This window comes from uncultured Shewanella sp., from assembly GCF_947501225.1.
Classification (GTDB): Bacteria; Pseudomonadota; Gammaproteobacteria; order Enterobacterales; family Shewanellaceae; genus Shewanella.
Genome location: NZ_CANMUW010000001.1, coordinates 820,571 through 844,636, shown reverse-complemented (window position 1 = coordinate 844,636; position 24,066 = coordinate 820,571). Strand labels below are relative to the sequence as shown.

Annotated in this window: 19 protein-coding genes; 6 read left to right on the top strand and 13 right to left on the bottom strand. The window is 47.4% G+C overall.

Annotation, left to right across the window (positions count from 1 at the left end):
• Positions 1-464: 464 nt before the first annotated feature.
• From Q1B47_RS03450 to Q1B47_RS03435, 4 genes are all read right to left on the bottom strand, one after another.
• Positions 465-953: a DUF2919 domain-containing protein gene (locus tag Q1B47_RS03450; protein WP_299788655.1), complete on the bottom strand. Its 489-nt coding sequence runs from the start codon at positions 951-953 to the stop codon at positions 465-467.
• 257 nt (positions 954-1,210) lie between these two features.
• Positions 1,211-3,223, bottom strand: coding sequence for an NAD-dependent DNA ligase LigA (gene ligA / locus Q1B47_RS03445; protein ID WP_299788652.1), 2,013 nt, complete (start codon positions 3,221-3,223; stop codon positions 1,211-1,213).
• Between the two features lie 89 nt (positions 3,224-3,312).
• Complete coding sequence (zipA, locus tag Q1B47_RS03440) at positions 3,313-4,287, bottom strand: cell division protein ZipA (RefSeq protein WP_299788649.1); 975 nt, start codon at positions 4,285-4,287, stop codon at positions 3,313-3,315.
• 23 nt (positions 4,288-4,310) lie between these two features.
• Positions 4,311-7,733 (bottom strand): chromosome segregation protein SMC, encoded by a 3,423-nt coding sequence (locus tag Q1B47_RS03435; RefSeq protein WP_299788646.1) that lies wholly within the window; start codon positions 7,731-7,733, stop codon positions 4,311-4,313.
• A 204-nt stretch (positions 7,734-7,937) separates the two neighbouring features.
• Here Q1B47_RS03435 and cysZ point away from each other — a divergent pair, with 204 nt between their 5' ends.
• Positions 7,938-8,711, top strand: a complete 774-nt coding sequence (gene cysZ, locus Q1B47_RS03430; RefSeq protein WP_299788643.1) for a sulfate transporter CysZ — start codon at positions 7,938-7,940, stop codon at positions 8,709-8,711.
• Between the two features lie 83 nt (positions 8,712-8,794).
• Here the strand turns inward: cysZ and Q1B47_RS21995 are convergent, their stop codons facing one another.
• On the bottom strand, positions 8,795-9,013 hold the full coding sequence (locus tag Q1B47_RS21995) for a DUF2798 domain-containing protein (protein WP_366873050.1): 219 nt from the start codon (positions 9,011-9,013) through the stop codon (positions 8,795-8,797).
• A gap of 79 nt (positions 9,014-9,092) precedes the next feature.
• On the opposite strand from Q1B47_RS21995, the gene Q1B47_RS03425 reads away from it, so the two are divergent.
• A complete protein-coding gene (locus Q1B47_RS03425) occupies positions 9,093-9,992 on the top strand; it encodes a LysR family transcriptional regulator (RefSeq protein WP_299788640.1) in 900 nt (299 codons plus the stop codon).
• A 217-nt stretch (positions 9,993-10,209) separates the two neighbouring features.
• On the top strand, positions 10,210-12,582 hold the full coding sequence (locus Q1B47_RS03420) for a DUF5916 domain-containing protein (RefSeq protein ID WP_299788637.1): 2,373 nt from the start codon (positions 10,210-10,212) through the stop codon (positions 12,580-12,582).
• A 34-nt stretch (positions 12,583-12,616) separates the two neighbouring features.
• Here the strand turns inward: Q1B47_RS03420 and Q1B47_RS03415 are convergent, their stop codons facing one another.
• From Q1B47_RS03415 to Q1B47_RS03400, 4 genes are all read right to left on the bottom strand, one after another.
• Entirely contained in the window at positions 12,617-13,339 is a 723-nt protein-coding gene (locus Q1B47_RS03415) for a hypothetical protein (RefSeq protein WP_299788634.1), read from the bottom strand.
• 84 nt (positions 13,340-13,423) lie between these two features.
• A complete protein-coding gene (locus tag Q1B47_RS03410) occupies positions 13,424-13,588 on the bottom strand; it encodes a hypothetical protein (RefSeq protein ID WP_299788631.1) in 165 nt (54 codons plus the stop codon).
• Between the two features lie 74 nt (positions 13,589-13,662).
• A complete protein-coding gene (locus Q1B47_RS03405; RefSeq protein WP_299788628.1) occupies positions 13,663-13,941 on the bottom strand; it encodes a tetrachloroethene dehalogenase in 279 nt (92 codons plus the stop codon).
• Positions 13,942-13,953: 12 nt separating this feature from the next.
• Entirely contained in the window at positions 13,954-15,372 is a 1,419-nt protein-coding gene (locus Q1B47_RS03400) for a reductive dehalogenase (protein ID WP_299788625.1), read from the bottom strand.
• Between the two features lie 653 nt (positions 15,373-16,025).
• Here Q1B47_RS03400 and Q1B47_RS03395 point away from each other — a divergent pair.
• Positions 16,026-16,970 carry a transporter gene (locus tag Q1B47_RS03395; protein WP_299788622.1) on the top strand — a complete coding sequence of 315 codons (945 nt, stop codon included), beginning with the start codon at positions 16,026-16,028 and terminating at the stop codon, positions 16,968-16,970.
• Positions 16,971-17,092: 122 nt separating this feature from the next.
• Here the strand turns inward: Q1B47_RS03395 and Q1B47_RS03390 are convergent, their stop codons facing one another.
• Both Q1B47_RS03390 and Q1B47_RS03385 read right to left on the bottom strand, forming a co-directional pair.
• Complete coding sequence (locus Q1B47_RS03390; RefSeq protein ID WP_299788619.1) at positions 17,093-18,001, bottom strand: LysR substrate-binding domain-containing protein; 909 nt, start codon at positions 17,999-18,001, stop codon at positions 17,093-17,095.
• A gap of 549 nt (positions 18,002-18,550) precedes the next feature.
• Positions 18,551-18,898 (bottom strand): DoxX family protein, encoded by a 348-nt coding sequence (locus Q1B47_RS03385; RefSeq protein ID WP_299788616.1) that lies wholly within the window; start codon positions 18,896-18,898, stop codon positions 18,551-18,553.
• Positions 18,899-19,067: 169 nt separating this feature from the next.
• Between Q1B47_RS03385 and Q1B47_RS03380 the strand changes: the two genes are divergently transcribed.
• Positions 19,068-19,982 carry a LysR family transcriptional regulator gene (locus Q1B47_RS03380; RefSeq protein WP_299788613.1) on the top strand — a complete coding sequence of 305 codons (915 nt, stop codon included), beginning with the start codon at positions 19,068-19,070 and terminating at the stop codon, positions 19,980-19,982.
• Between the two features lie 21 nt (positions 19,983-20,003).
• Here the strand turns inward: Q1B47_RS03380 and Q1B47_RS03375 are convergent, their stop codons facing one another.
• Both Q1B47_RS03375 and Q1B47_RS03370 read right to left on the bottom strand, forming a co-directional pair.
• Positions 20,004-21,281, bottom strand: a complete 1,278-nt coding sequence (locus Q1B47_RS03375; RefSeq protein WP_299788610.1) for a response regulator — start codon at positions 21,279-21,281, stop codon at positions 20,004-20,006.
• Positions 21,282-21,526: 245 nt separating this feature from the next.
• On the bottom strand, positions 21,527-22,735 hold the full coding sequence (locus Q1B47_RS03370; protein WP_299788606.1) for an RDD family protein: 1,209 nt from the start codon (positions 22,733-22,735) through the stop codon (positions 21,527-21,529).
• Between the two features lie 293 nt (positions 22,736-23,028).
• Here Q1B47_RS03370 and cysK point away from each other — a divergent pair, with 293 nt between their 5' ends.
• Positions 23,029-23,997, top strand: a complete 969-nt coding sequence (cysK, locus tag Q1B47_RS03365) for a cysteine synthase A (RefSeq protein ID WP_299788602.1) — start codon at positions 23,029-23,031, stop codon at positions 23,995-23,997.
• Positions 23,998-24,066: the final 69 nt, after the last annotated feature.

Here is a 24,066-nt window from a genome sequence, read left to right as displayed (position 1 = left end):
ATATCAAATTTACCGTAAAAAACCAGTTTTAGCACCGAAAAAGCCCCATAGATACTTTAACATTAGCCCATTAAGCCGCTAAATTGCGCCCTCATTGTTAAGAATTGGTAATAGGAAAACGTGCTTTGGTAATAGACAGATATAACTTATTCCAATCAGATTGAAAAGAGAGGGTAAATACCGCCACTTACATATTGAATACAATATCCAAAACATCTATCATGGCCCTGCTGTTTAAGGAAACATATCAACCCCGTCTATGTTCTTTAAAGAGTGTTGCTGTCAATTGTCCTTTGTTATTAGAGGGTTCATTTAAGCTTTATCGTTAAATGATCAATTTAATAATTTTGATTGATATCCTGGATCCAGATACAAGCGGATTGTCTGTATTAAATGATTCTTTGGTGCTGCACCCTGCAGCGCCATTTTTTTAAGCTACCATTTCTGAAACTGCTTGGTGCTTATCAAGTGCTGTTTTTTTCATCCGGCCCCTCTTTAGGCCAGTCGGCAAAGTAATAACTTAACCTCTTAGATTTAAACAGATAGATCAGGCTCCAGAAGAGCAGTAATGCATCCAGCCCCATACTCCAGCTATAGAGATAATATGAGTTAATGCTTCGCTCGAGCAGCAGGGCACCATCGATGGCCAGTAACAGCAGCAGCACCCACTTCAGCTGAGCAAATATCGGCCTCACCCATAATGGCGACCGTTTACGCTCGGCAATCACGGCCCCATACACCAGTAAGGCACCGAAGCCTGCTACCAGCGCCATGAGAAAGTCACTTTTTTGGGGGTAAAATAGTGCGACCAAGGCGGCGCGATCGCTTGCCTGGGTCAAAGATGCGGCGAAGATACACCAGCCCCGCGCAATATAGACCAATATCAGATAGAGATAGAGGGGAGGTTTGATATGCCCTTTGTCGTCGAGCCAGGTGATATTGCTGAAGTTCACGTAGTTGCCTTAAATTACCTTTCTACACAAAGATATGGAGCCATAAAAAGATAATTCAATGCTAATGTTATAATCGGTTAAACCTAAGCCATAAGTTGTGGAGATAATCAGGTATTCTAAGCCTGTTAGCCACTATCCCCTTGCCAGCCGAAAACCAGCAGGATAAACCGGTAAGGCGCCCTGTTTCGCCTTCAACACAGGACGCTGATAGTGGCATTAACCGGCATGAAATCAGCCGGTTAAACCGCTTTAGCAAGTTACTCACCGTTCAATATGACTAAAAGAGCATCTTCGTCGATAACCTTAATCCCCAGGTCCTGAGCCTTTGTCAGTTTCGAGCCTGCTGCCTCTCCCGCCACCAGGCAATCGGTATTCTTAGAGACGCTGCCGGCCACTTTAGCACCAAGGGCCTGTAACTTAGCTTTCGCATCATTACGGTTCAGCCTGGTTAACGTTCCTGTCAGTACCCAGGTCTGCCCCTTCAGAGAGAGCGCATCCTCAGATACCTCTTCGATATCCGGCCAGTTCACCCCAGCCAGCAGCAAGTTATCCACCACCTCCAGGTTATGAGGCTGGGCGAAGAAGTAGGTCAGATGCTGAGCCACGATGGCCCCCACATCATCGACCTTGATAAACTCATCCGCATCGGCAGCTTTTAGCTTGTCCAGGTTCTTGAAGTAGTTAGCCAGGTTAGCCGCCGTAGCCTCCCCCACCTCACGGATCCCCAGTCCATAAAGGAATCGGGCAAATGTGGTCTGTTTAGCATTTTCGATAGCCGCCACCAATTTAGTCGCGGATTTCATCCCCATTCTGTCTAACATGGTCATCGCAGAGGCGGTTAACTTAAACAGGTCGGCAGGGCTTGCCACCAGCTCCTTATCGATAAGCTGCTCAACCACCTTATCACCCATACCGTCAATATTTAACGCCTTGCGCGATGCAAAATGTTTAATGGCTTCTTTACGCTGCGCCTCACAGAACAGGCCACCGGTACATCTGGCAACCGCCTCACCCTCTGTGCGTTCAACCATGCTGTCGCAAACCGGACAGGTCTGAGGGAACAAGATTTCTGTTGCGCCATCCGGGCGCTTCTCGGCAACGATAGCCACGATCTGTGGAATAACATCACCGGCGCGGCGAACAATGACTGTGTCACCGATTTTTACTCCGAGCCTGGCTATCTCATCGGCATTATGCAGCGTTGCATTCGATACCGTCACGCCACCGACAAATACCGGTTTAAGTCTGGCTACAGGGGTCACGGCTCCGGTTCGTCCAACCTGAAAATCAACCCCTTCGAGCAGTGTCATCTCCTCCTGGGCCGGAAACTTAAATGCGGTCGCCCATCTCGGCGCTTTCGCCACGAAACCCAGTTGCAGTTGATGCGCTATGCTATCAACCTTAATGACTACACCGTCTATCTCATAATCCAGAGCATCTCGACGGTTGAGAATGTCGGCATAGTAATCGAGTACAGCTTTGACATCACCACACTGTTTAACCTCACTGCTTACCGGAAAGCCCCAGGACTTGAGTTGCATCAACTGCTCAAAATGTCCCTGACCTAAAGGCCAGCTCTCGGGCTCGACGACGCCCAGCGCATACGCATAGAATCCAAGTGCACGTCCGGCGGTTATCTTGCTGTCCAACTGGCGCAGGCTTCCTGCAGCCGCGTTACGGGGATTAACGAAAAGTTTCTCTCCCTTCGCACGCGCCCTGTCGTTGAGAGAGTCAAAAGCTTTCTTAGGCATAATAACCTCGCCCCTGACTTCAAGCAGAGGCGGAAAGTCACTACCACGTAACTTAAGCGGAATAGAGCGGATAGTACGAACATTCTCTGTAATATCTTCGCCTACACTACCGTCGCCCCTAGTCGCCGCACGTTCATAGACTCCATCTCGATAGAGGATACTGACCGCTAAGCCGTCGAGCTTGGGCTCACAACAGAATGTCGGTGTCTCACTTGTCTTGTCGCTGATACGCTTATAGAAGGCTCCGAACTCATCCTCACTGAAGACATTATCAAGACTCAACATAGGCTTAAGGTGAGTGATCTGATCGAACTTAGCTAACGCGACGCCACCGACTCTCTGAGTCGGTGAATCCGGCAGGCAAAGTTCAGGATGCTCGGCTTCAAGCTGCTTTAATCTGTTGATTAAACGATCATATTCAGCATCAGGAACAGTGGGCGCATCATCCACATAGTAACGATAGTTGTGCTCATTTAGCACTGAGGTCAGGTGTTTAATCTCTTTTTGAATAGCGTGCATCTGATATATCCGAATAAACATGAGAAAGGCCGCAGAGGCGGCCTTCTATAAATAACTCTTTAATTTCATTGCCTAAGAAAACATATTGCCTAAGCGTTTTGCGAACGAATCCGCTGTAGGTAGTTTTGCTTAGTATTTTCACACCAGGCAACACGGCCACCATCGAGAAGCTGTCCCCCCAAATCATCGGCAAGTTGATGGGCTGAGTTCAGCATAATCGAGAAATTCATCAAGGGATCGCCATGGCAAGGCAGAGTCATAAATAATACAACCCCCTCGGTAGTGAACTGCTCCATATCATCGAGGTTAAACACACCAGGTTTTACCATATTAGCGAGTGAAAACAGGGTTTTACCTGTTCCTGCATTATCTTCGTGACGATGGAAGATACTCATATCACCAAACTTAAAGTTGAGGGACAGCAGGCAAGGTAACAGCTCGGCACCGTTGAGTACCTCTCCCTCAGCTGCGACCACGTGCAATACCAACACATCCTGCGGCTCGGGTAAAGTTTCAGGCTCTGCCACTTCAGGTTCAGGGGTAGGTTCGGGCGCTTCAACCGAAGGCTCGGGTGTCAGCTCGGCTTCTGGGGCGTCAAACAACGAACTTTGGCTGGGCGCAACCTGCTGTCCAAGCCCCAGCTCCATCTGGTTGTCTTCAACTTGTTGCGCCGAGATCACTGGTTCCTGTCTCTGACGGGCGGCTCTCTGTTTAGGCTCATCAGAGAGAGAAAACTCCTCTACAGATTCAGCCATAGCTCCATCGGTATGGCTAGTCGCACTGCCTGATGTTGAGAATGTCGGCTCCTTAGGCACAACTGGTGTTTCACGCCCGCTTTTTTCAACAGGAGCGGGACTCTCTTTTCTTACCCGTACCTCACCAATACCATCGGCATCGAACCCCTGGGCATCTCGGGCCGTAGCCTGATCTTTGTAGAATCCCGTCATGGGGCTCTCTTTCAATGATTTAGGTTGTTGCTTTCTAATGGACCAAAAACCATGCACAAGTACCGCGATAATTGCAATCGCACCTAACACAAACAATACCAGTTGCAAATTTTCCATTGGTTACCCTGTCTTTCCTATGTTTATACGGCGTCGGCTAACGCCACCGCTTCATCAATATCTACAGCAACTATGCGTGACACACCCGGTTCATGCATAGTGACTCCTATCAGTTGGTCAGCCAACTCCATGGTGATCTTGTTATGACTGATATATACAAATTGCACACTTTGAGACATCTCTTTAACCAGTCGGCAGAATCTGTCGACGTTGGCATCATCTAAAGGCGCATCGACCTCATCCAACATACAAAAAGGTGCAGGATTCAATCTAAAAATCGCAAACACCAATGATAAAGCGGTTAGCGCTTTTTCTCCACCGGAAAGAAGATGAATAGTGCTATTCTTTTTACCCGGTGGCCTGGCCATGATTGTGACCCCTGTTTCAAGCAGATCATCATGGGTCAAAGCCAGGTGTGCACTGCCTCCGCCAAATACTTTCGGGAACAACACACCTAAATCTTGGTTCACTTTATCAAAGGTCTCTTTAAAGCGACTCTTCGTCTCTCTATCTATCTTACGAATCGCCTCTTCGAGGCTGGTCAGCGCCGATGTAAGATCCGCATCCTGGCTATCGAGATATGACTTTCGCTCTCTCTGCTGCTCATACTCCTCGATGGCGGCGAGGTTAATCGCTCCCAGATGAGCAATACGGGCTCGTACCCGTTCCAACTCTCTTTGCCGAGCCTGCGAACTCTTGCTCATATCTAACGTCAGCTTCACCTCTTCGAGCTTAATCTCTTGTTCATTAAGCTGCATCAACTGGCTGTCTGCCTGACCTTTCAAACCCTCGCGTCGTAACTTTAACGTGCTGATAGATTGAGTCAAGTGTTCTAGCTTTCCAAGCTGTTGTTTTTTCGTTAATCCTGCGCTATCACTCGCTTCTTGTAGCCTGGCTTGCTTCTGGCGGAGAGCCGACAGCTCGTTCTGCTTCAGCTCCTGTAGATTTAATGCATCAGTAAGCTGTTCATTAAGTGCACTAAGCTTACCCTCTTCGTTGTCAGCGTCTTGCAATGCTGACTGTTGCTCCAGAGCCAGTTTAGCTGAAGTCAGCTCTTCGATACGGGTCTGTTGCTGAGTGATCGATTGAGCATTGAGGGCGATCTTAGTCTTGAGCGACTGCATCACTGAATGAGACTCGCTAAGCTTTTGTTGTTGTGAAACGCCCTGCTCTTTTAACGCCTTGATCTTCGTGTTTTTCAGTTGAAGCTGCTCTACGAGTCGGTTTTGTTCAGTTTCTGCAGCCTGCAGTTGAACCAAGCCAGCAGCAAGCGTTTGTGTAAGGCCCGCCTGAGTAGCCAAAAGCTCATCGAGCTCCAGAGTATATTGTCGCCCCTCCAGCTTTAATCGCTGACCTTTGACCTCACACTCCTGAGCCCTGTGCTTGGCGGCATCTATCTGAGAACTGAGTCCCGCAATAGAGAGTCTTAACTGCTGCAGTCGCTCGTTACCCGCTTGCAGCGAAGACTTCATAGGCTCAATCTTGCCATGCAGTTGGTGATTAACAGCCAATAGTTCGGCTAACAGAGACTCAGAATCGGCAATGCTTAACTCGAGTGCGTCCTGCTCATGTTTTAACTGCACCAAAGAGCCAGAGTCTGTGCCTTTCTTAATAACGAACCCTTTGCCAAGCAGATAACCGTCGGCGGTCGCGATACGCTCATTGTCGGATAAACCGTCAAGCAACTCCTTAGCGGCATCGACACTCTGCGCCCACTTCACATTACCAAGCCAGGGGGAAAGGTTGGCACGGCAACTAACAACGGACCAGGTCTGCTGTGGCCAGGGACCGAAGCCCTCATCTGTCATATCAAGCTCCTCAGCATCACCAACCGGCGTCTTTAGCAGCCCATCGAACAGTAGCTCTACCGCCTTCTCCCACCCCGGTTCAACCTCCAGCAGTTGCCAGAGGGCTTTATCTCCCTCGAGCTCACTCTCGTCAGGAAGTAACTTGGAGACCAGGGCTAACCGCCCCCTCTCCTCCGCCAGAGACTGACTCAAGGCTTCCTGCTTGGTTCTGATGTTAAGCTGCTCCTGAGTCGCGGCGCCAAGATTGGACTCAGACTCCTCATTGATCTCCTGCTGAAGATCCGCCTCTGCCACCAGCTGTGCAAGCTGTGATTCCTGCTCCAGGTGATTCTGGCTAGATTGCTCAGCCTCAACTTCTGTACTTTGTCTTTTGTTATCTTCTATCTGCTGTTTTTTCTGCTCGACCATCACCTCAAGATGATTCAACTTCGAGCGTGACACCTCATGCTCCAACCGATATGCAGAGACCTGCTCTTTATGCTGGTTTAAAGATGTGGACAGCCGCTCTCGCTCCCCTTCGAGCCCATCGAGTTGAAGGTTAATCTCATTTGAAGAGATATTGAGACCGTCAATAAGAGGCGTATGATTGGTCAGCTCTACACTTAAGGTGCTCTTTAATGCTTCGTCTGCACTCAACTGGGCATTGTGGTTATCGAGCTTAATCAATATATCCGCGATACGTTGATCGATATGCGCATCCTGCTGCTGCCTGTGTTTGAGAGCCTGCTCGAGTTTGCCGATCTTATTTCCGCATTGATAAAAATCTTCTACCCGTTTTTGCTCCTCACGTTCGAGTTCAACTAACTGCACGCTCAGTTGAGTCAAGGCCAGTTCAGTTTTCTCTTTTTCGGCATCGAGTTCGGCCTTATCGACTTCAAGCTTGTTAACCTCAAGGCTCAATTTATCGGTTTGCCCGGTCAGCTCGATGTAACGGCTCACAGATAACTCTGAGTCCAGGGTTCGTTCAGACTGTTTCAATTCACGATATTGTTTAGCCGTGCTCGCCTGCTCGGCCAGCTTCTCCAACTGACGACCAAGCTCAGTGCGAATATCACCAAGCCTCTCAAGGTTCTCTCTGGTGTGACGGATCCGGTTTTCTGTTTCGCGTCGCCGCTCCTTATAACGGGATATCCCGGCCGCCTCCTCGATAAAGACTCTGAGTTCCTGAGGTTTAGACTCGATAAGGCGTGAAATGGTCCCCTGCTCGATAATCGCATAGCTTCGGGGCCCTAACCCGGTCCCCATGAAGAGATCGGTAATATCTTTGCGTCTACATTTCTGTCCATTAAGAAAATAGGAGGAGTCGCCATCTCGTGTTACCTGTCGTTTTACCGAGATCTCCTGATAGCTGGCATATTGTCCCGTAAGGCGGCCATCCTGGTTCTCGAAAAAGAGTTCCACACCGGCCACCGATACGGCTCTTCGGGCACTGGAGCCATTAAAGATAACATCGGCCATGGAGTCACCACGCAGGTGCTTGGCCGAACTTTCGCCCAATACCCAGCGCACAGCATCGATTACATTAGATTTGCCACAACCATTAGGACCAATGATCGCGCTTAGCGGGTTGAGAAAGGGGATCTTAGTTGAATCGACAAACGACTTAAATCCAGCAAGTTTTATCTGTTTGAGTCTCATGGTGCCAGTTAGGTCGTTTTCAGCAAAAGCAATTTGCCGAACAGAGCTTATTTAGAGTTGATTTTCTGAGGTTACTTTATCAAAGCAGGCAGTATTTTGTAACGTTTTTATTAGTCAATCTTCTATATATCTCTTGTCATCGGAAACTGACTGGAACACAATTCAGATAGTTTTTTCTCGTGCTCAACATAGATGTGTCTACTTATGAATCAAACAGCTAAAACATCCCGTAAGAGTGGGATGGATTACTTTCTCTTCGGATTTAGCCTGATAAAACGCAAAGGGCTGAGAAGTTTTGTGTTTATCCCCTTGATGGTCAACCTGCTACTTTTCTCCGGCGTCATCTATTTTGCCATAGGCCAGCTGGAAAATGCCTTCGCATGGATCTCGGCCCAGCTCCCGGACTATCTGAGCTGGCTTAACTTCATTCTCTGGCCACTCGCCGTCATCACTTTGCTGGTCGTGCTCTCGTTTATCTTCAGCTCGGTGATGAACTGGATCGCCGCCCCCTTCAACGGCCTGCTCGCCGAGAAGGTAGAGCAGCATCTGACAGGTAAAGATCTTAATACGGGCAATACGGTCGATTTAATAAAGGACCTGCCAAGGATATTCGGACGAGAGTGGATGAAACTAAAATACTATCTGCCCAGAGCCATCATCTGCCTGGTCCTGTTCTGGGTTCCTCTGCTAGGTCAAACCGCTGCGCCGGTGATCTGGTTCCTGTTCAGCGCCTGGATGATGGCCATTCAGTATTGCGATTACCCCTTCGATAACCACAAGGTCCCCTTCCCGGACATGAAGTTTGCCCTCAATCAGACCAAAGGAACCAGCTTCACCTTCGGCGCCTCGGTCACCCTGTTCTCGATGATCCCCATCGTTAACTTTATCGTCATGCCGGTCGCGATTTGCGGCGCGACGGCCATGTGGGTAGATAAGTATCGCGAAGCATACCGGCACCCGGAGATAGCGCCGCAATAGTGTCGGTATAGGAACTTATTCGACTTCGATGACCTGTGAACTCTACATCTTTCACGGGTCTCAGCCCTTAGCTATGCTTTCTCTCACGACCGACATAACCAGGCCGTAAAAGTTCGGAGCTGTGGAAGCACAGTTAGATTAAGAAACAGCGCAAACGGCCATGCAATCAGAAAGCTCTGTGCCCAAACTGGCAGCCATTCACTGCTAAACCCCATCTTATATCCGGATATCAATCCCGACATCATGCTTGCCATCGTTAAAGACGACAGAACACTAGTTAGCCAAAACTCTTTATTTCTCATACCGCGTACCAACGATTGAAGCAAGATAGGAAAAGTGTAAATATATTCAGAAATGGAAACAACAAGGAACAAGTAAACCATGAGTTCCATATATGGAAACATCGACGATCTATATTTATTCTGTAAAGTGGTGGAACAAGGCTCTCTTCAGCAAGCCGCAGAGATACTGGGGTTGCCTAAATCCACTGTTTCCAGACGCCTTACAGCATTGGAAACTCGACTCGACTTAAGATTGCTGGAAAAGGATGGTCGGGAGTTAATGCCTACAGAGATAGGTAAACTAGCCTTCGAAAATCTAAATAGTGGCATTGAGGTGATTGAATCTGGTTTCGAGAGTCTAACTGAACAAACCAGCCAGGTCTTTGGTCGCGTCAAGTTATCCATTCCACATGGCTTTTATCACTCCTTTGTTGCAACGACTATTGATCAATACCTAAAAGCATATCCCAGAGTTCAACTTGATCTGAAATTGAACAACGACCGAGCAAAGCCGGAAACAGATCGCGATCTACTTATTACCTTCGATACAGAAGGTATGGATGAGATGATCGCCAGACCGATATTCACCTCAAGGCATGGCTTCTTTGTCAGTCAAGAGTACGCTAAGAGTTGTGGAGGGATCTCATCTCCGTCGGACTTGATGGCGCTCGAATGGGTCGCTATAGATAAAAAAAATAAACTCGCTATTTTCCATAATGGAAAGCTGTGTGAAGAGCATTATGTAAAACCCAGACTTATCGTAAATGATATACGAGCAGCAGTAGATGCAGTAAGCCGTAGTTTAGGTGTTGCTTCATTGCCTCTTAAACATGCTAAAGAAGCATCAAACTTAGTTCAGTTACTCCCCGATTACCATTGCAGCGAACGTCAATCGTTTCTGGTATACAAAGAGAGAAAATACCAACCTAACGCCGTTCGCATACTAATTGAGGCCTTGCTGAAAGGAAGTGAAGCCTGGATCCAAAGGCACAAAAAATAGATGATATTAATCAGAGCATATGCTCCCGACAAGCTTTCACGACTCACAATAAGCTCTGCAGGACTGCTCTTTCCTTTTCCAATCAAAAACCAGACTGTGACACTCATTAGCCGTAATTCAAAGCCAGATAACATTTGTAACAAATTAGGCTCGCCACCGGCACTACCTTTCTGTCACAATTTACACACAAAAATAACAACAAGAATTCAGCAGTATAATGAAATTCAAGCCTACCTTCCCCACACAACTACCGAGCCTGGTACTTGCCGGTGCTATCGGCGCTTGCTCCTCTTTTCCCGCTCATGCCGGCAGTAGCCATCAGTTTAGCGTCAGTATCCCGACTCTCGAAGATGGTGCGACTATCGATGGTCATCTCGATGAGGTGCAGTGGCAAAATGCCGCCATCGCCGAGTTAAAATATGAGACCAGTCCGGGAGAGAATATTGCTGCCCCGGTAGCCACTACGGCTAAGATATTCTCCACCACAGAGAGCCTGTTTATCTCGTTTGTTGCCAAAGATCCCGATTCCAGCATCGATAACGACATTATCCGTGCAAATCTCAACGACAGGGACGACACCTGGGGGGACGATCTGGTGGGGATCAAGCTCGATACCTTCAACGACTCCAGGCTGGCTTATCAATTCTTCGTTAACCCCTACGGTGTACAGACCGACTCCATCGAAAATGAACTGACCGGCGATGAGAGTGACGCCTGGGACGGGATCTGGTACACCAGTGCCCGCAAGACACATCAGGGGTATCTGGTCGAGATGGAGTTACCGCTGAGGCTGTTTAACTTCGACAGCCGGCTGGCGGAACAGACCTGGGGCGTCGAGTTTATCCGCTTTTATCCCAGAGACCAGGTTCGCCGGTTATCGACCCACCAGATAGACAGAAACAACAGCTGCCAGCTTTGTCAGTTGGGTACAGCGACCGGACTTGAAAGGCTAAAGCCCAGCCAGGACCTGCAGTTAACTCCCTCTTTAGTATTCAACCAAAACCGTCAGCGAGACACTGAGCCCGGAGCCGATTGGGGCAATGACAACTCGGTCGAACCCGGCCTTGATATTCGCTGGGGGATCACCCCCAGCACACTGCTTAGCGCGACCATCAACCCCGACTTTTCGCAGGTCGAGGCCGATGCAGGCCAGCTGGATATTAACAGTACCTTTGCGCTGTTTTACCCCGAGAAGCGCGCCTTCTTTCTGGATAATAAAGACTATTTCGACACTCAGCTACGGCTACTGCATACCCGAAATATTGTCTCTCCGGACTATGGCCTGAAACTCACCAGCAAGGTCGATAATCATACCTTTGCGGTAATGGCCAGCAATGACACCAAAACCAACTTCCTGGTTCCGGGTAACCTGAGTTCTGACATCGCCAGCCTGGATGAGGAGAGCATCAACCTTGCCGGTCGATACCGTGCCGATATCAGCGATAAACTCTCTATCGGCACCCTTGTCACGGCTAAGCGTAGTGACCAATACCATAACTATCTGGCCAGCGGCGATATAAAATATCAGCCTACCCCACAGGATACCTTCACCGCACAATATGTGTTCTCTGCGACCCAGTATCCAGATGAGCTCTATAAGGAGTTCTGCTCAGGCAGTGATTGTCAGCCGGACAGCAACTGCGAAATCTCAGATTGCGGCGTCAATGAGCGTGTACTGCGTACCAAGCGAGAAGATGAGCTGCAAGACAGTTTTTACCACCTCAAATACAAGCATGAGCGCCGCAACTGGTACGCCTTCACTCAATATGAATCGGCGGGAGATGACTTCAGGGCGGATTTAGGCTTTATCAGTAAGGTCGATGTTAATAAGCTGGTTGCCGGTGGCGGCTACACCTGGTATCCAAAAGACTCCCCTATCAGCCGTATCGAACTGGGAGGGGATTGGGATATCAGCCATAATCAGGCCGGTGAGCTGCTGGAGCAGGAGCTGGAGGCGAAAGTCGAATTTGAAGCATCTATGCAGAGTTATACCGCCTTCGGGGTCGTGACCAGAGAGCGTGTCGGCAGGAGACACGATAGCTCACGACTTGCCATAGACGGTAACACACGGTTATTCGATGAGACTAAGGCCTGGGCTTACAGCAAAATCATCCCAAGCAGAGCCCTGAAGTTGGATCTGGATCTGAGCTACGGCGATAACATTGACTTTGCCAATGATCAGTTGGGAACTGAGCTGTTTATTAATCCCGGGATGGAGTGGAAGATATCTGATTCGGTATCACTGGGTCTGTCACACATCTACCGCTCTCTGGATGTCGATGATGGTAGGCTCTTCACCGCAAACCTGAGTGATCTTCGCCTGAACTGGCACATCAATATCCGTAACTTTATTCGCATATCCAGCATCTATACCCATATCGAGCGGGATCCATCTCTCTACCTGTACGGCTCACCGGATGCGAAGGAGCAGCAATTGGGTAACGAGGTGTTATATGGATATAAACTCAATCCTCAGAGTGTATTTTACTTAGGTTATTCAGACGGCTTAAAGCGTGATGACGAGATCGATGCATTGACCCGCACCGAACAGACCTACTTCATGAAGCTGAGCTACGCCTGGTTGTTATAGCGGTTGTTAAGACAGTTTTTGGGGCCTAGCTTCATCAAACTAAACGGCACTGTCCGGCTCGATAGATGAGTTGGGCTATCGTTCTGGCTCCCAACACCTGTTTTAGCAGTCCGATGTGATAGTCAACGCCTCGCATCGTGAGCTTAAGCTTCTGTGACACCTCTTCCCTGTCCTCCCCCGCTGCGAGGTAATTAAGTATCAAGGCGGAAACCGGTGTCACTATGTTGTAATCGACTAAGGGATTAATTTTATCACCGTAATTAATGACAATCTTCATCTGCAGCTCGGTCAGGTGGTTTTCAATATCTTCCAGATGCTCCTGCAGAGCCTCAAGTTGTTGCTGGCTCTCCAACAGCAACATGAAACGCCCCGACAATTCAGGTGAGAAACGACAAGGTACAGTGATAGTCACCAGGCTTACCACTCCCGATTGTTCGATGCAAAGCTGTAACCTTGTTGGCATCTTACTTTTGGGCCATACATAGACAGGGTGGGAGAAAACCCGCGTGACCTCTTCGGTCATCTTAGAGTAATAGAATCTCTTCTTTTGCCATAAATTAAGTGCCTTTGCTGAACTTGCAAATAGCTGCCTGCGTTTCTCGAACAGTTTCATCATTCTACCGCCATCTTTTATTCGGCAGCGCCAGTCATCCGGGCTGTTGATATCATAGCAGTAGCAGATATCTGCTACCCCCAGATGCTCCCGGCTCTGTCTGAGTAGTTCGGTTAATCCATATTCCAATGTTCCTCGGGCCATGACCCTCTCCTTAACAATGAACGGTGATGAACTAAACCCACTGCAATATGACAGATAGATCGTAGTGAAAAAAAACTCTATATATCAAGCCAGTGCCACCTTTCCTATCAGTATGGATAACACTACCAGTAGCAATAAGCCTCCAATCGGGCTACAGATGGCAGAAACCTCCCGGTATGCGCCGTTTCTGCAAGTCTTTGCTTTATTTACCGGCATAGGTTTAGGTGCAATGAGTGGATGATTGGTCATAACAAACCTCTTTAACTCTCAACAAGTAAGGCAGCCAACAGATAGATACTGCTGGCCACCTGTTCCTTACAGGGTCACACTTTTCTGTTTGGTTGGATAAATTTCTGCCAACTCATGACTAACAGTACCAATGCCGGCAAGCCAAATGAGATCAGCCCCATCGCACCCGACTGCGGTTCTCCCTCGGCAAATGAGCCCCAGGACCAACCGATACAGATCCAGGCAAACCCAAATGCCGTAAATAACCCCAGGTTTGCTTTCCAGTCGAGTTGATAACGACCTCTCAAGCTGAGATAAGCCCACAGGGCAGCCATTGTGCCCATACCCATCAAGTACCACATTAAACCCATCATATCTTGTATTCCTTAGGTGAAATCACCGCTGAAGCCACTACGCCAATACTTCTCAACCGCCTTATCATCGTTCACATTGCCATAGCCAAATAGAATGTCGGCTTGAGTCATCATGGCGTGAACTGTGCCACCGGTGAATGTGTTGGAGGCATCGATCAATCTGTGATGCCAAAAGTCCGGCTTGTTCCAGGGGCAGGCTGCCAAACAGACACCACAGTCACCGCCATTTTCTGACCAGAACTTCAGACACTTTTTAGGGTCGCTATAAAATTTACGTACTCCTTTGTTGACATCCCAGGTGTACAGTGGGTCCTCGCTGCCGGGATAGGTCGGGCCTGTTGAGGGTTTATCATCCATGCAGATAGCACCAGAAGGACAGGCCTCACCGCATCGTTTACAATTTTCACAGAAAGACATGATGCCGAAATCACGAGGCTTATCATAAGCAGCTTCATCGAGCTCTAACTCAGTGTAGACCTTACAGATACGCACACGCGGGCCCAGGTTAGGTGCCACTATGGTACCGTTACGTGCCCCCTCTCCTAAACCTGCTGCGATAGCATAGGCCACCGAGTTCCCCATGTCGTTGGTAGCTCCGACAGCCTGAAAGCCCAGCTCTTTCATAAACTTGGCCATAGCGCCAGCTAATACACCGATATTGCTGTAACCCATTGCAGCAGTGGAAGATTGTGGGATCATCGGCGCACATGCCGTAGCCTCATAGTCCATGCCCACCAGCATGACGATCACGCTCTTAGGTTTGAATGGGAAATCTTCCTCCCATGTGAGTGTCTCCTCTGTGAGTGGGTTATAGAGTGGGCTGTAATCCCAGCGGGGATCATGGCGACACACACCGACCCGTACCGCACCAAAATTTTTGGCAGCCGTCTTAATTGCGCAAACCTTCTCAACCGAATCTTTAAAAGGATATTGATGCTCGTGAACGTCTGACTGATCCCAGGTCAATACCCCCTGATTTGGTACTCCGGCCTGCGACAGCGGTGCAAGGTTCATCAATGTATGCCAGGAAGCGGTTTCCAGCGCATAATCGAGCTGAGTGTAACCCGGCTTATCATTATCATAGCGTTCGTGAGCCGTCAGGAAACGGTGAAATGCATCAGTCATACTCATGGGCTTCTCGCCCGGTTGAATAGGACCTGCCGATTCCTGACCGAAATTCAGATTTCGTTCCGGGTGCTTCGCCTGCAGCGCCGGACTGATACAATAGGTCTGGTTTACATTACGCTGATCCATAGGCTTAAAGTCAGGGCTCACCTCACAGGGAAATGACTCCAGCTCGACGCCCTCCATCTTATGTTTCAGCCAACTTCCCGCTCCGGCAACGACGCCGACACCGGCAACAGTTCCGGCACCAATTTTTAATAACTGACGCCGACTCTCGTCGACCCCCTGCTTCTCTTGTTCGCTCATGTTTATTCCTACATCTTTGGGTTGGTGGAAACCAAAACGATAAATGTTGAAATAAATTCTATACAGGCCACACCTTGTAAAATAGCGATATATTCGGGAAGAACCTTTGCAAAAGCTGCAAAATAGAATATTCATTTACATGACACTCTTCACACATATAGGTAACAACGAGATAGGGAACAACAAAATATTGGTAAAACAGTAATAAGCACTGCTGTTTTTATTAAGAAAAATGACTAACAAACCCTTCTTGAATTTCAATTAAAAAAACAACTCAATTAAATTAGAGAGTGTTAAATTGACCATTAAAAAATGAAAGAGTATCTTCAGCCTCGATCATACAAATAGCCAAGCAATATAACCATTGCTCAGCAAGTTCAGAAAAGCAAACAATAACAATGTACATATGGATTAGAGAGGCACACCACCAGAATAACATCAAAATATAGCTTAACAGTACTCAAGCTTAATCACATAAGACAAAAAAGTTTAACTCTTAATTGCAATAACACTCTTAATTTCAATCATACTGTCACATTCAACGCTTTGTTTATAGCGCTGAGGCTAAAAAATAACAACCACTACAAACAAATATAGTTCAACAGTTTAACCACCATATAAATAAAAAATAAGTATAAATAAACGGAGATAATATGAATAAAGTAAATAGCACTAAAATAAAGAGTATAATGCTAGGTATGGCGGGTTTAACCGGCCTGTTGTTAAATAGCGTAACGGTTGTAGCGGCCACATCTGGTTCACATTACCCTATGGGAGGAGAAGGCGTCGCGGCCGCAACTCTGCCCCCTCCGGGTATGCATTACCGCATGTACAACACCTGGTATAACGCCGATACACTGACCAATGATAATGGCGACGAAACGGGTCTGGACTTTGAGTTAAGCGCCTATGCCCAAGTACACAGATTTGTACATATGACAGAGAAAACTATTCTGGGCGCCAACTGGGGCTATAACGTGCTTATCCCTATGGTGAGTAAAGATATTTCGATTAATCCCATAGGCGTCGATGCCGATACCTCATTCGCTTTAGGAGATGTGGTAATCGAACCCCTGGTACTTAACTGGCCGAGGGAGCGTTTTGACGCGGTTATGGCTCTGGCTGTCATTGCACCTACCGGGGATCACGACGTTCTTGATGCCGCCTCACCCGGCTACGGATATTGGACGGGTATGCTGACCGCCGGCGGAACCTATTATCTGGATACAGAGAAATCCTGGACCATCAGCGCATTGACCCGCACATTAGTTCACACCGAGCAGGACGATACAGATGTTCGACCGGGCGCCGAATTTACCATCGAAGGCGGTTTAGGCAAACAGTTGGAGTTCAACCACACATGGTTGGTACGTCCCGGTATCACCTACTGTGCAACATGGCAGATCAGCGATGACAGTCAGGACGGTCCGGGTAGTTTGGCGAGTGAACGTAAACAGGCCTATGGTGTAGGTGCTGAAATCAATCTCTTCTACCTACCCTGGCTGTTGCAGGCTAACTTACGCTATGTTCATGAATTCGGTGCTAAGAACACTACTGAAGGCTCATCGGCAGTCTTTACCCTGACCAAATCTTTTTAAAGAGACCTTCTAACGAAGGTATTTTAACTAAGGGAGCCCTCTATGACATCAGCCATCAATGGCTGGTGTCCTCTTAGGCATTTTACAATTTCAAGAGTTCAATATTAATAAATCCCGGAACTTCAAAGCTGATTTTGTTCCATTTGAGCACACTCGTGCTGGAAGAAGTCCAGCGCTAACCGAACTCTATGGGGAAGGAACTGGCGGCAGGAGTAGAGCCCCCAGGTACTGATATCAGTAGCAAAACGCCCATCAAACAGCAGTTTCAGCTCTCCGGATTGCAGGTATTCACGGCACATAACCGGTGGCACCCAGGCGATACCTAACCCATCGACCGCCGCCGATATACACAACTCATTCATCTCCGCCTCCAAGGGCCCCTCAACCTCTAACTTATGAAGCTGCTCACCATCTCTCCATAGCCAGAGATTACTGGGTAACCCTCCCTTGGCTGAGAGCAAGCAAGGGTAATCCGCCAACTGAGCTGGATGAGTCAATTCAGGGTGTTTTTCAATGAAGTCCGGACTGGCCACAAAGTAACGCTTCAGAGTTACCAGCTTACGTCCCACCATAGAGCTGTCGGGCGGTGATTCATGGCTGACATACAACACCAGATCCGCCTGGATGTCCATCGGGTTTTGCATACTCTGATAGGAGATAAATTTCAGCTTAAGTTCTGGGAAACGTTGATGAAACTGTCCCAGCGCCCTTCTACAGGTCAGGTTGATAAAATCCAAAGGCGCGGCAATGATAATTTCACCTTGGGGTTCGACCTGTAACTGGCCAACACTCAACTGCAACGCTTCAACTTCTGCGAGAATACGGGAACTTCTCTCCAGAAAGTCTACACCGGCTTCGGTCAATGTCAGGCTTCGCGTCGTGCGATCCAGCAAACGTGTGCCAAGGCTTTGCTCCAGTTGAGAAATATTACGACTGATTTTAGAAACCGGAATACTCAGGGCTCTCGACGCCGCACTTAAGCTTTGATATTCGATAACCTTATTAAATAGTGCAAGATCTTCGGTTTTCATGGCGACGTTGGCTTACCGGTAATAGATGTGTTTCGCTATTATCACCATATGTGACCATAAATAATATGACCTGACTCAGGGTTTACTAGATTGAAAATATTATTTGGCCAATAACCGGGTTTAAGTCACAACAACTTATAGCAAGTAACGACCATTCGAGCATAAACCTGAACTCTATTCAAGAGAGCTATTTATAGAGATTCATTATTGAGAAAGCTGTGGTTACATTAGTGCCAAGCAGTTTACAATCGTTAACGAGACACTCCTTCGCATTGATTTTACATAAAAAACAGAACACCTACAATCTAGCTCCACTGATTCCAGTACAATTAATAAAAAATCCGGTACAACAATATTAATGCTCTCATTATGTGCAAGCCCGAACAGCATCCAGATTCAATACTCTATGAATAAAAAGGTAATGACGATTCTTGCCAGCTCCAAATTCAATCTAAAATTGAACGTTAAATAAAAGATATATCTAGCTTAGCTCGACTCAATAAACTTTGAACATTCGGAAATATTAAATATAAAAAGAGAACTGCTTAATTAAGCTAAAAATATAACCAGCCCAGACAGTATTAAGGTAACCATTGCCGGAGTGCCATCTTTCCATGTGTCGAATCGCAGGTGAAAAAAGATGGCTCCCAGGGATGTCGCTGATAATAGTACAGCCCCCAGCAAGCCTATTACACTGCTCTGAAACCAGATACTCGTCGCTCCAATCAACTCGACAGTTCCAACTAACGCCATAACCTGTCGATTTAAACCATAGGAGTGAAAGAACTCGAGCTGCTTTTCGAAGATAAATGTCTGCCAGCCCAAAAGCTTTATTGAACCAGCGAAGATAAAGAAAGCCGAGAGCACACCTATAATCACTGTTACTAAAATATCCATTATTTTTCTCCTCTATTCTCCCCATGTATGAACCGGCACCTCTCAAGCTAACTTGCCTGTGACCGTCCTCCAGAGGCTGTCCTATTCATAACATTCATTTCAGTTTGGGGTTGAAAAGAGCTTAACCTTCGCAGATTATTATTTAAAATGATTATCACTAATACAAATTATGAACGTGAGTAATTTATCTAAGGTCGATCTAAACCTGCTTAAATCGTTACGTGCGCTAATCGAAGAGCGCCATGTCGGGCGCGCCGCAAAAAAGATGAATGTCAGCCAGTCTGCAATGAGCCACACCCTTGCCAAGCTACGAGGAGTATTTGACGATCCACTTTTTACAAGAAACGCCAAAGGGTTAGAGCCTACTTCACGGGCCATAGAACTATCGGATAAGCTAAGATTCATCCTCACTGAGATCGACAGTTTGCTTGCCCCAAAAAGGTTAGACCTTACACAGGTCCACACCCATTTCCGTATTCAGACCCACGACTTCATCCTGGCATCCTATCTTTCAAAAGCATTTAGCAGCATTAAGCCAGAAGCACCGAATATCCTGTTTGATATAAAAACATTAGATAACACTGCCTATGAAAAGCTAGATAATGGCGAGCTGGAGATGATTATCGGTGCAGGCCTGAAGGCAAAACCACGTTTTATGCAGAAGCGCCTCATAGATGAAGGCTTAGTCTGTTTACTCGACAAGGCTAACCCGGTACTGAAAAACTGGACAGCCGAAGCCATTTTTTATCAACCACATATCAAATCCAGCCTGCTGGACGAACGGGACGATCCGGTTAGTCAATATGGAATAAGGATGGACTTGCCCAAGCGTCAGATAGGCTTCTTAACAGAGGCTCTGAATCTGCAGCTCCCTCTGCTGCCGGACTCAGATTTAATCGCGTTCTTACCTGAATCTATCGCACAGCAAGGAGCTCGGAACTATGGCTTGGAAATAAAGACCTGTCCATTCCCCCTGCCGGCACTCACCATTCGCGGCATGTGGCATGAAAGACATCAAAACGACATCCTTCATAGCTGGATCCGCGAAAAGATTAGTGATTCGTTCAGCATCACGACCAGATAATGGCTAACAAACAGAGAGTAATCAGTGCTCCCCATGAGCACCTCCGATACATACCTGATTACGGCCCGCCGCTTTAGCGTCATACAGTGCCCTGTCGGCGCGTTGAATTAAGGAATCTAAACTCTCCTCCTTGGCGACACTCTGCTCGATATTCAATGAGGCTAGTCCGCCGCTGACTGTGACAAAGAGCTCTCCCCTGCTGGTTAAGATAGGTGTGCTTTCCAATTGAGAGCGAAACTTATCCATCAAAGCAAAAGACTTAAGTTCATTAAGCCCTTTAAATGCAACAATAAACTCCTCTCCGCCGAAGCGGGAAACAGTAAAATGTTGAGCAAAGGAGCGAGTCAACCGTGCTGCAAATTCAATAAGGACCTCGTCCCCTACATCATGACCATAGGTATCATTAACCTGCTTAAACAGATCGATATCGAGCAGGGCTAAGGTCAGTGTCCCTCTCCTCTGTTTTTTCTGTATAACCAACTCTTCATAAAGGTCAAAGAAATAGCGACGGTTGTATACTCCGGTCAGATAATCGAGATTCGCCTGTTCCCACAGCTTACGGATCATATCCAGTGAGTCTAAGGTATTGAGCACCCGGCAGTGAAACTCTTCATGAACGAAAGGCTTCTGCAGGAAATCGTTTGCCCCGTTTTTAATGAAACGGGCAGACAGACTCTCGTCATCATCACTGGACAAACCAATGATGGCAAGCTCCTCCCGACTGAACTTTTCTCTTACCTTCAGGATAAGCCCGAACCCATCCAGACCAGGCATATTGTAATCGGTGATCAGGAGCTGAATATCCGGCTGACTTTGTAAGATATCCCAAGCCGAGTGCCCGTCATCAGCCTCGACGACCTGATACAGGTGCTGCTCAAGCAGGCTTCTGACAAATTTTCGACTAACGACTGAGTCATCGGCAACTAATACTTTTACACTTTGATTGCGTTGAAGCCTATCGACCAGCCTCACCACATATTCATAGCTGAAACGGTTCTCCTTCAGGATATAATCGACGATACCCAGTTGTAATAAACGTTTACGTTGCTCCGCGTCTAAACTACCTGTGAGTACAATGCAAGGGATCTGCCTTGCGAGCACGAGCTTAACGATCTCGCCCTCTTTGGCGTCGGGCAAGTTGAGATCGGTAATGGCGACGAAATACTCATTGCGTTCTAACAGTTGTTTAGCACTGGCGAGATCTTCTGCGAAATCGACATCGCAGCCCAACTCCTGAGCTATAAGGTGTTGTAAAATACGGGACACAACATTGCTGTCCTCAACCACTAATATACGCAATCAACTCTCCTATCTACTGCTACATCCTGATATCGATACTTTTGGTCTTTTATACCATCAGAGCATATCTGCGGCATACTCACGCCTAAAAGAGCAAAAAAGTTCTCTGTTTTCTGTTACGACCCGATATCATCGCAATATTTTATTTTACAACAGAGTATTAACAATAGAACTTATCTCTAAGAACAACAACACTTGAACCTATCGCAAAGGGCTGAACTACTGTTAATCACTTCGATTAGCAATTAATCGCTTTTTTTTCCAGCAAAAAGTGGCTCAATATAGGAGAGCGTCACCATAGACTCATCCTTTTCCTTTGTAAGGTCGACCACAACGGTCGCAGAGATCTTATCCTGAATGGCTTGCCTGTTAGCATCCCAAAAGATCTGCAAGAATCCCAAAAGCCCGGTGGCAAAACCAGCGCCATAACCACCGTACCTCCCGAAAGCATCCCAAAGAGACAGCCCGGTTCCGTCCAGTTGAATGACCCTGATGCGAAATAACTTCTTGCCCAAAGTTTGCCCGTCGAACCAGGCGGTGAACACAGTAAAATAAAATGCTGCCCAGCCAAAGCCTAAACCGAGATCATTTAATATTCCCTTAGTCCAGGAGATCAGGCTGTATCTCCCTTCAGCCTCCTCATCGGCAAGCTCCTGAAGATGAGATGGCTCATTGCCACTGCGCCCTGTGATATCGGTCGATGGCTGAGTTAACGGCTCTATAGGCTTAACAGCTTCTGTCGATACAGTTTCCTCTCCGCTCAAGCGCTCACCGCCAACACCTGAATCAGTTCCCTCTGCTTCTGGCCTGTGTTGCGCCAGTTCTTGCAGATTATCCGCTTCGACAACAGCTTCACTCCCCTGCTCAGGGTAAGCTTGGCTGATCTGGAGTTGCAGTAGTGCTTTATCCTTGTCGCTCAGCGCCAACTCCTTGATAGCTCCTGCAACTATCGCCTTCTGCTCCACTTGTGCCAGGTTAGTCTGTTTAAGCACCTTAATTAAGGAGGCTAATTCAGTTTGGGCACAGCTGACCTCCTCACACAGACTAAACCTTATGATCTCAGGCAGATACCCCATCACTTCGCCGACTGAGGGAGCCGCGATAGTCGTTTCTGAGCCTTGAATCTTACTATCTGAATCGGTTGAGTCGCTTGAGGAGAGATTCTCAAATGTTACCCAGAGCATCATAATCAACATCGACAGATACAGTCCCCACTTCAGTATCCTGCCAAGCTCATGACTTTTCCTCTGTATCAACAGGGTTAGTGCGACCAAAAGAATGAACACCCAGCCCGCCTGCTCGGCAAGAACTGCGATAAGTAATCCATCGACCGCCATCGCCATTCCACGTTTAAGCGGGCTCGCCAGAGGGGTGTAAAGCACCTGGGGCGCAATCTCAAAGGCAAAAGGAGTGATGATAGATTTAGGATCTGTCTCTTTAATCGTCTTTGTCATATCAAGCCGTTATCTTTAATTTTGATTATTAACAGGTTAATTTACACACTGATAGGCTAACGGTTTTAACTAAAATGCTCTATATTCAACTATCAGGCTCTAGATACTCAACTGCATCACAATAGTGCTTACAGACAAGAGGTTAACACTTTTGTCACCCCCTTTTTCCATGGTTTGTTAATAAAAATGGATTCGTTAATAACTAAATGGAATAAAGAAGAACAAACAATCACTTCTAAAGCCGCTAAAGGCGATTATTATCTACTTACTAAATTGATTGGAGCAAGCAAGCCATGAGCAAAATTTTCGAAGATAACTCTTATACCATTGGTAACACACCTCTTGTTCGTCTAAAGCGCGTTAGTAAAGGTAATGTTTTAGCCAAAGTTGAAGCCAGAAACCCAAGTTTCAGCGTTAAGTGTCGTATCGGTGCCAACATGATTTGGGATGCTGAGAAAAAAGGCCTGCTTACTCCACAAAGAGAGTTAATTGAACCGACATCGGGTAATACCGGTATCGCTCTGGCTTATGTCGCCGCAGCCCGCGGTTATAAATTAACACTCACCATGCCTAACACCATGAGTCTGGAGCGACGTAAGCTTCTAAAGGCACTTGGTGCTAACTTAGTGCTGACCGAAGGCGCTAAGGGCATGAAAGGTGCAATCGATAAAGCTGAAGAGATCCGTCAATCGGCTCCGGAAAAGTACCTGCTTCTGCAGCAGTTTGATAACCCCGCAAACCCGGAGATCCATGAAAAGACTACCGGACCGGAGATCTGGAATGACACAGATGGTGAAGTCGATGTGGTAGTTGCAGGTGTCGGAACCGGTGGTACCATCACAGGTGTTAGCCGCTATATTAAAAATGCCAAAGGTAAGGCTATCACCTCCGTTGCAGTAGAGCCCGCCGATTCACCGGTGATCCAGCAGACACTATCCGGACAAACCGTTCAACCCGGACCACATAAAATTCAAGGGATCGGTGCCGGCTTTATCCCCGGAAATCTGGATCTTGAGATGATTGATCGGGTTGAAGCAGTGACAAATGAAGAGTCAATCGAGATGGCTCAGCGCATCATGAAAGAGGAAGGTATTTTAGTGGGGATCTCATCGGGTGCGGCCGTTGTTGCAGCCAACAGAATAGCTGAACTACCTGAATTTGAAGGCAAGAATATTGTAGTCGTTCTTCCTTCTGCTGCTGAGCGTTACCTCTCCTCAGTGCTTTTCCAGGGGGAGTTTACCGACGCCGAAAATATCCAGTAGCCGCTTGAGCATGGTATAGTTAAAAAGCCCGGATCATATCCGGGCTTTTTGCTCTCAAAGATTGACACC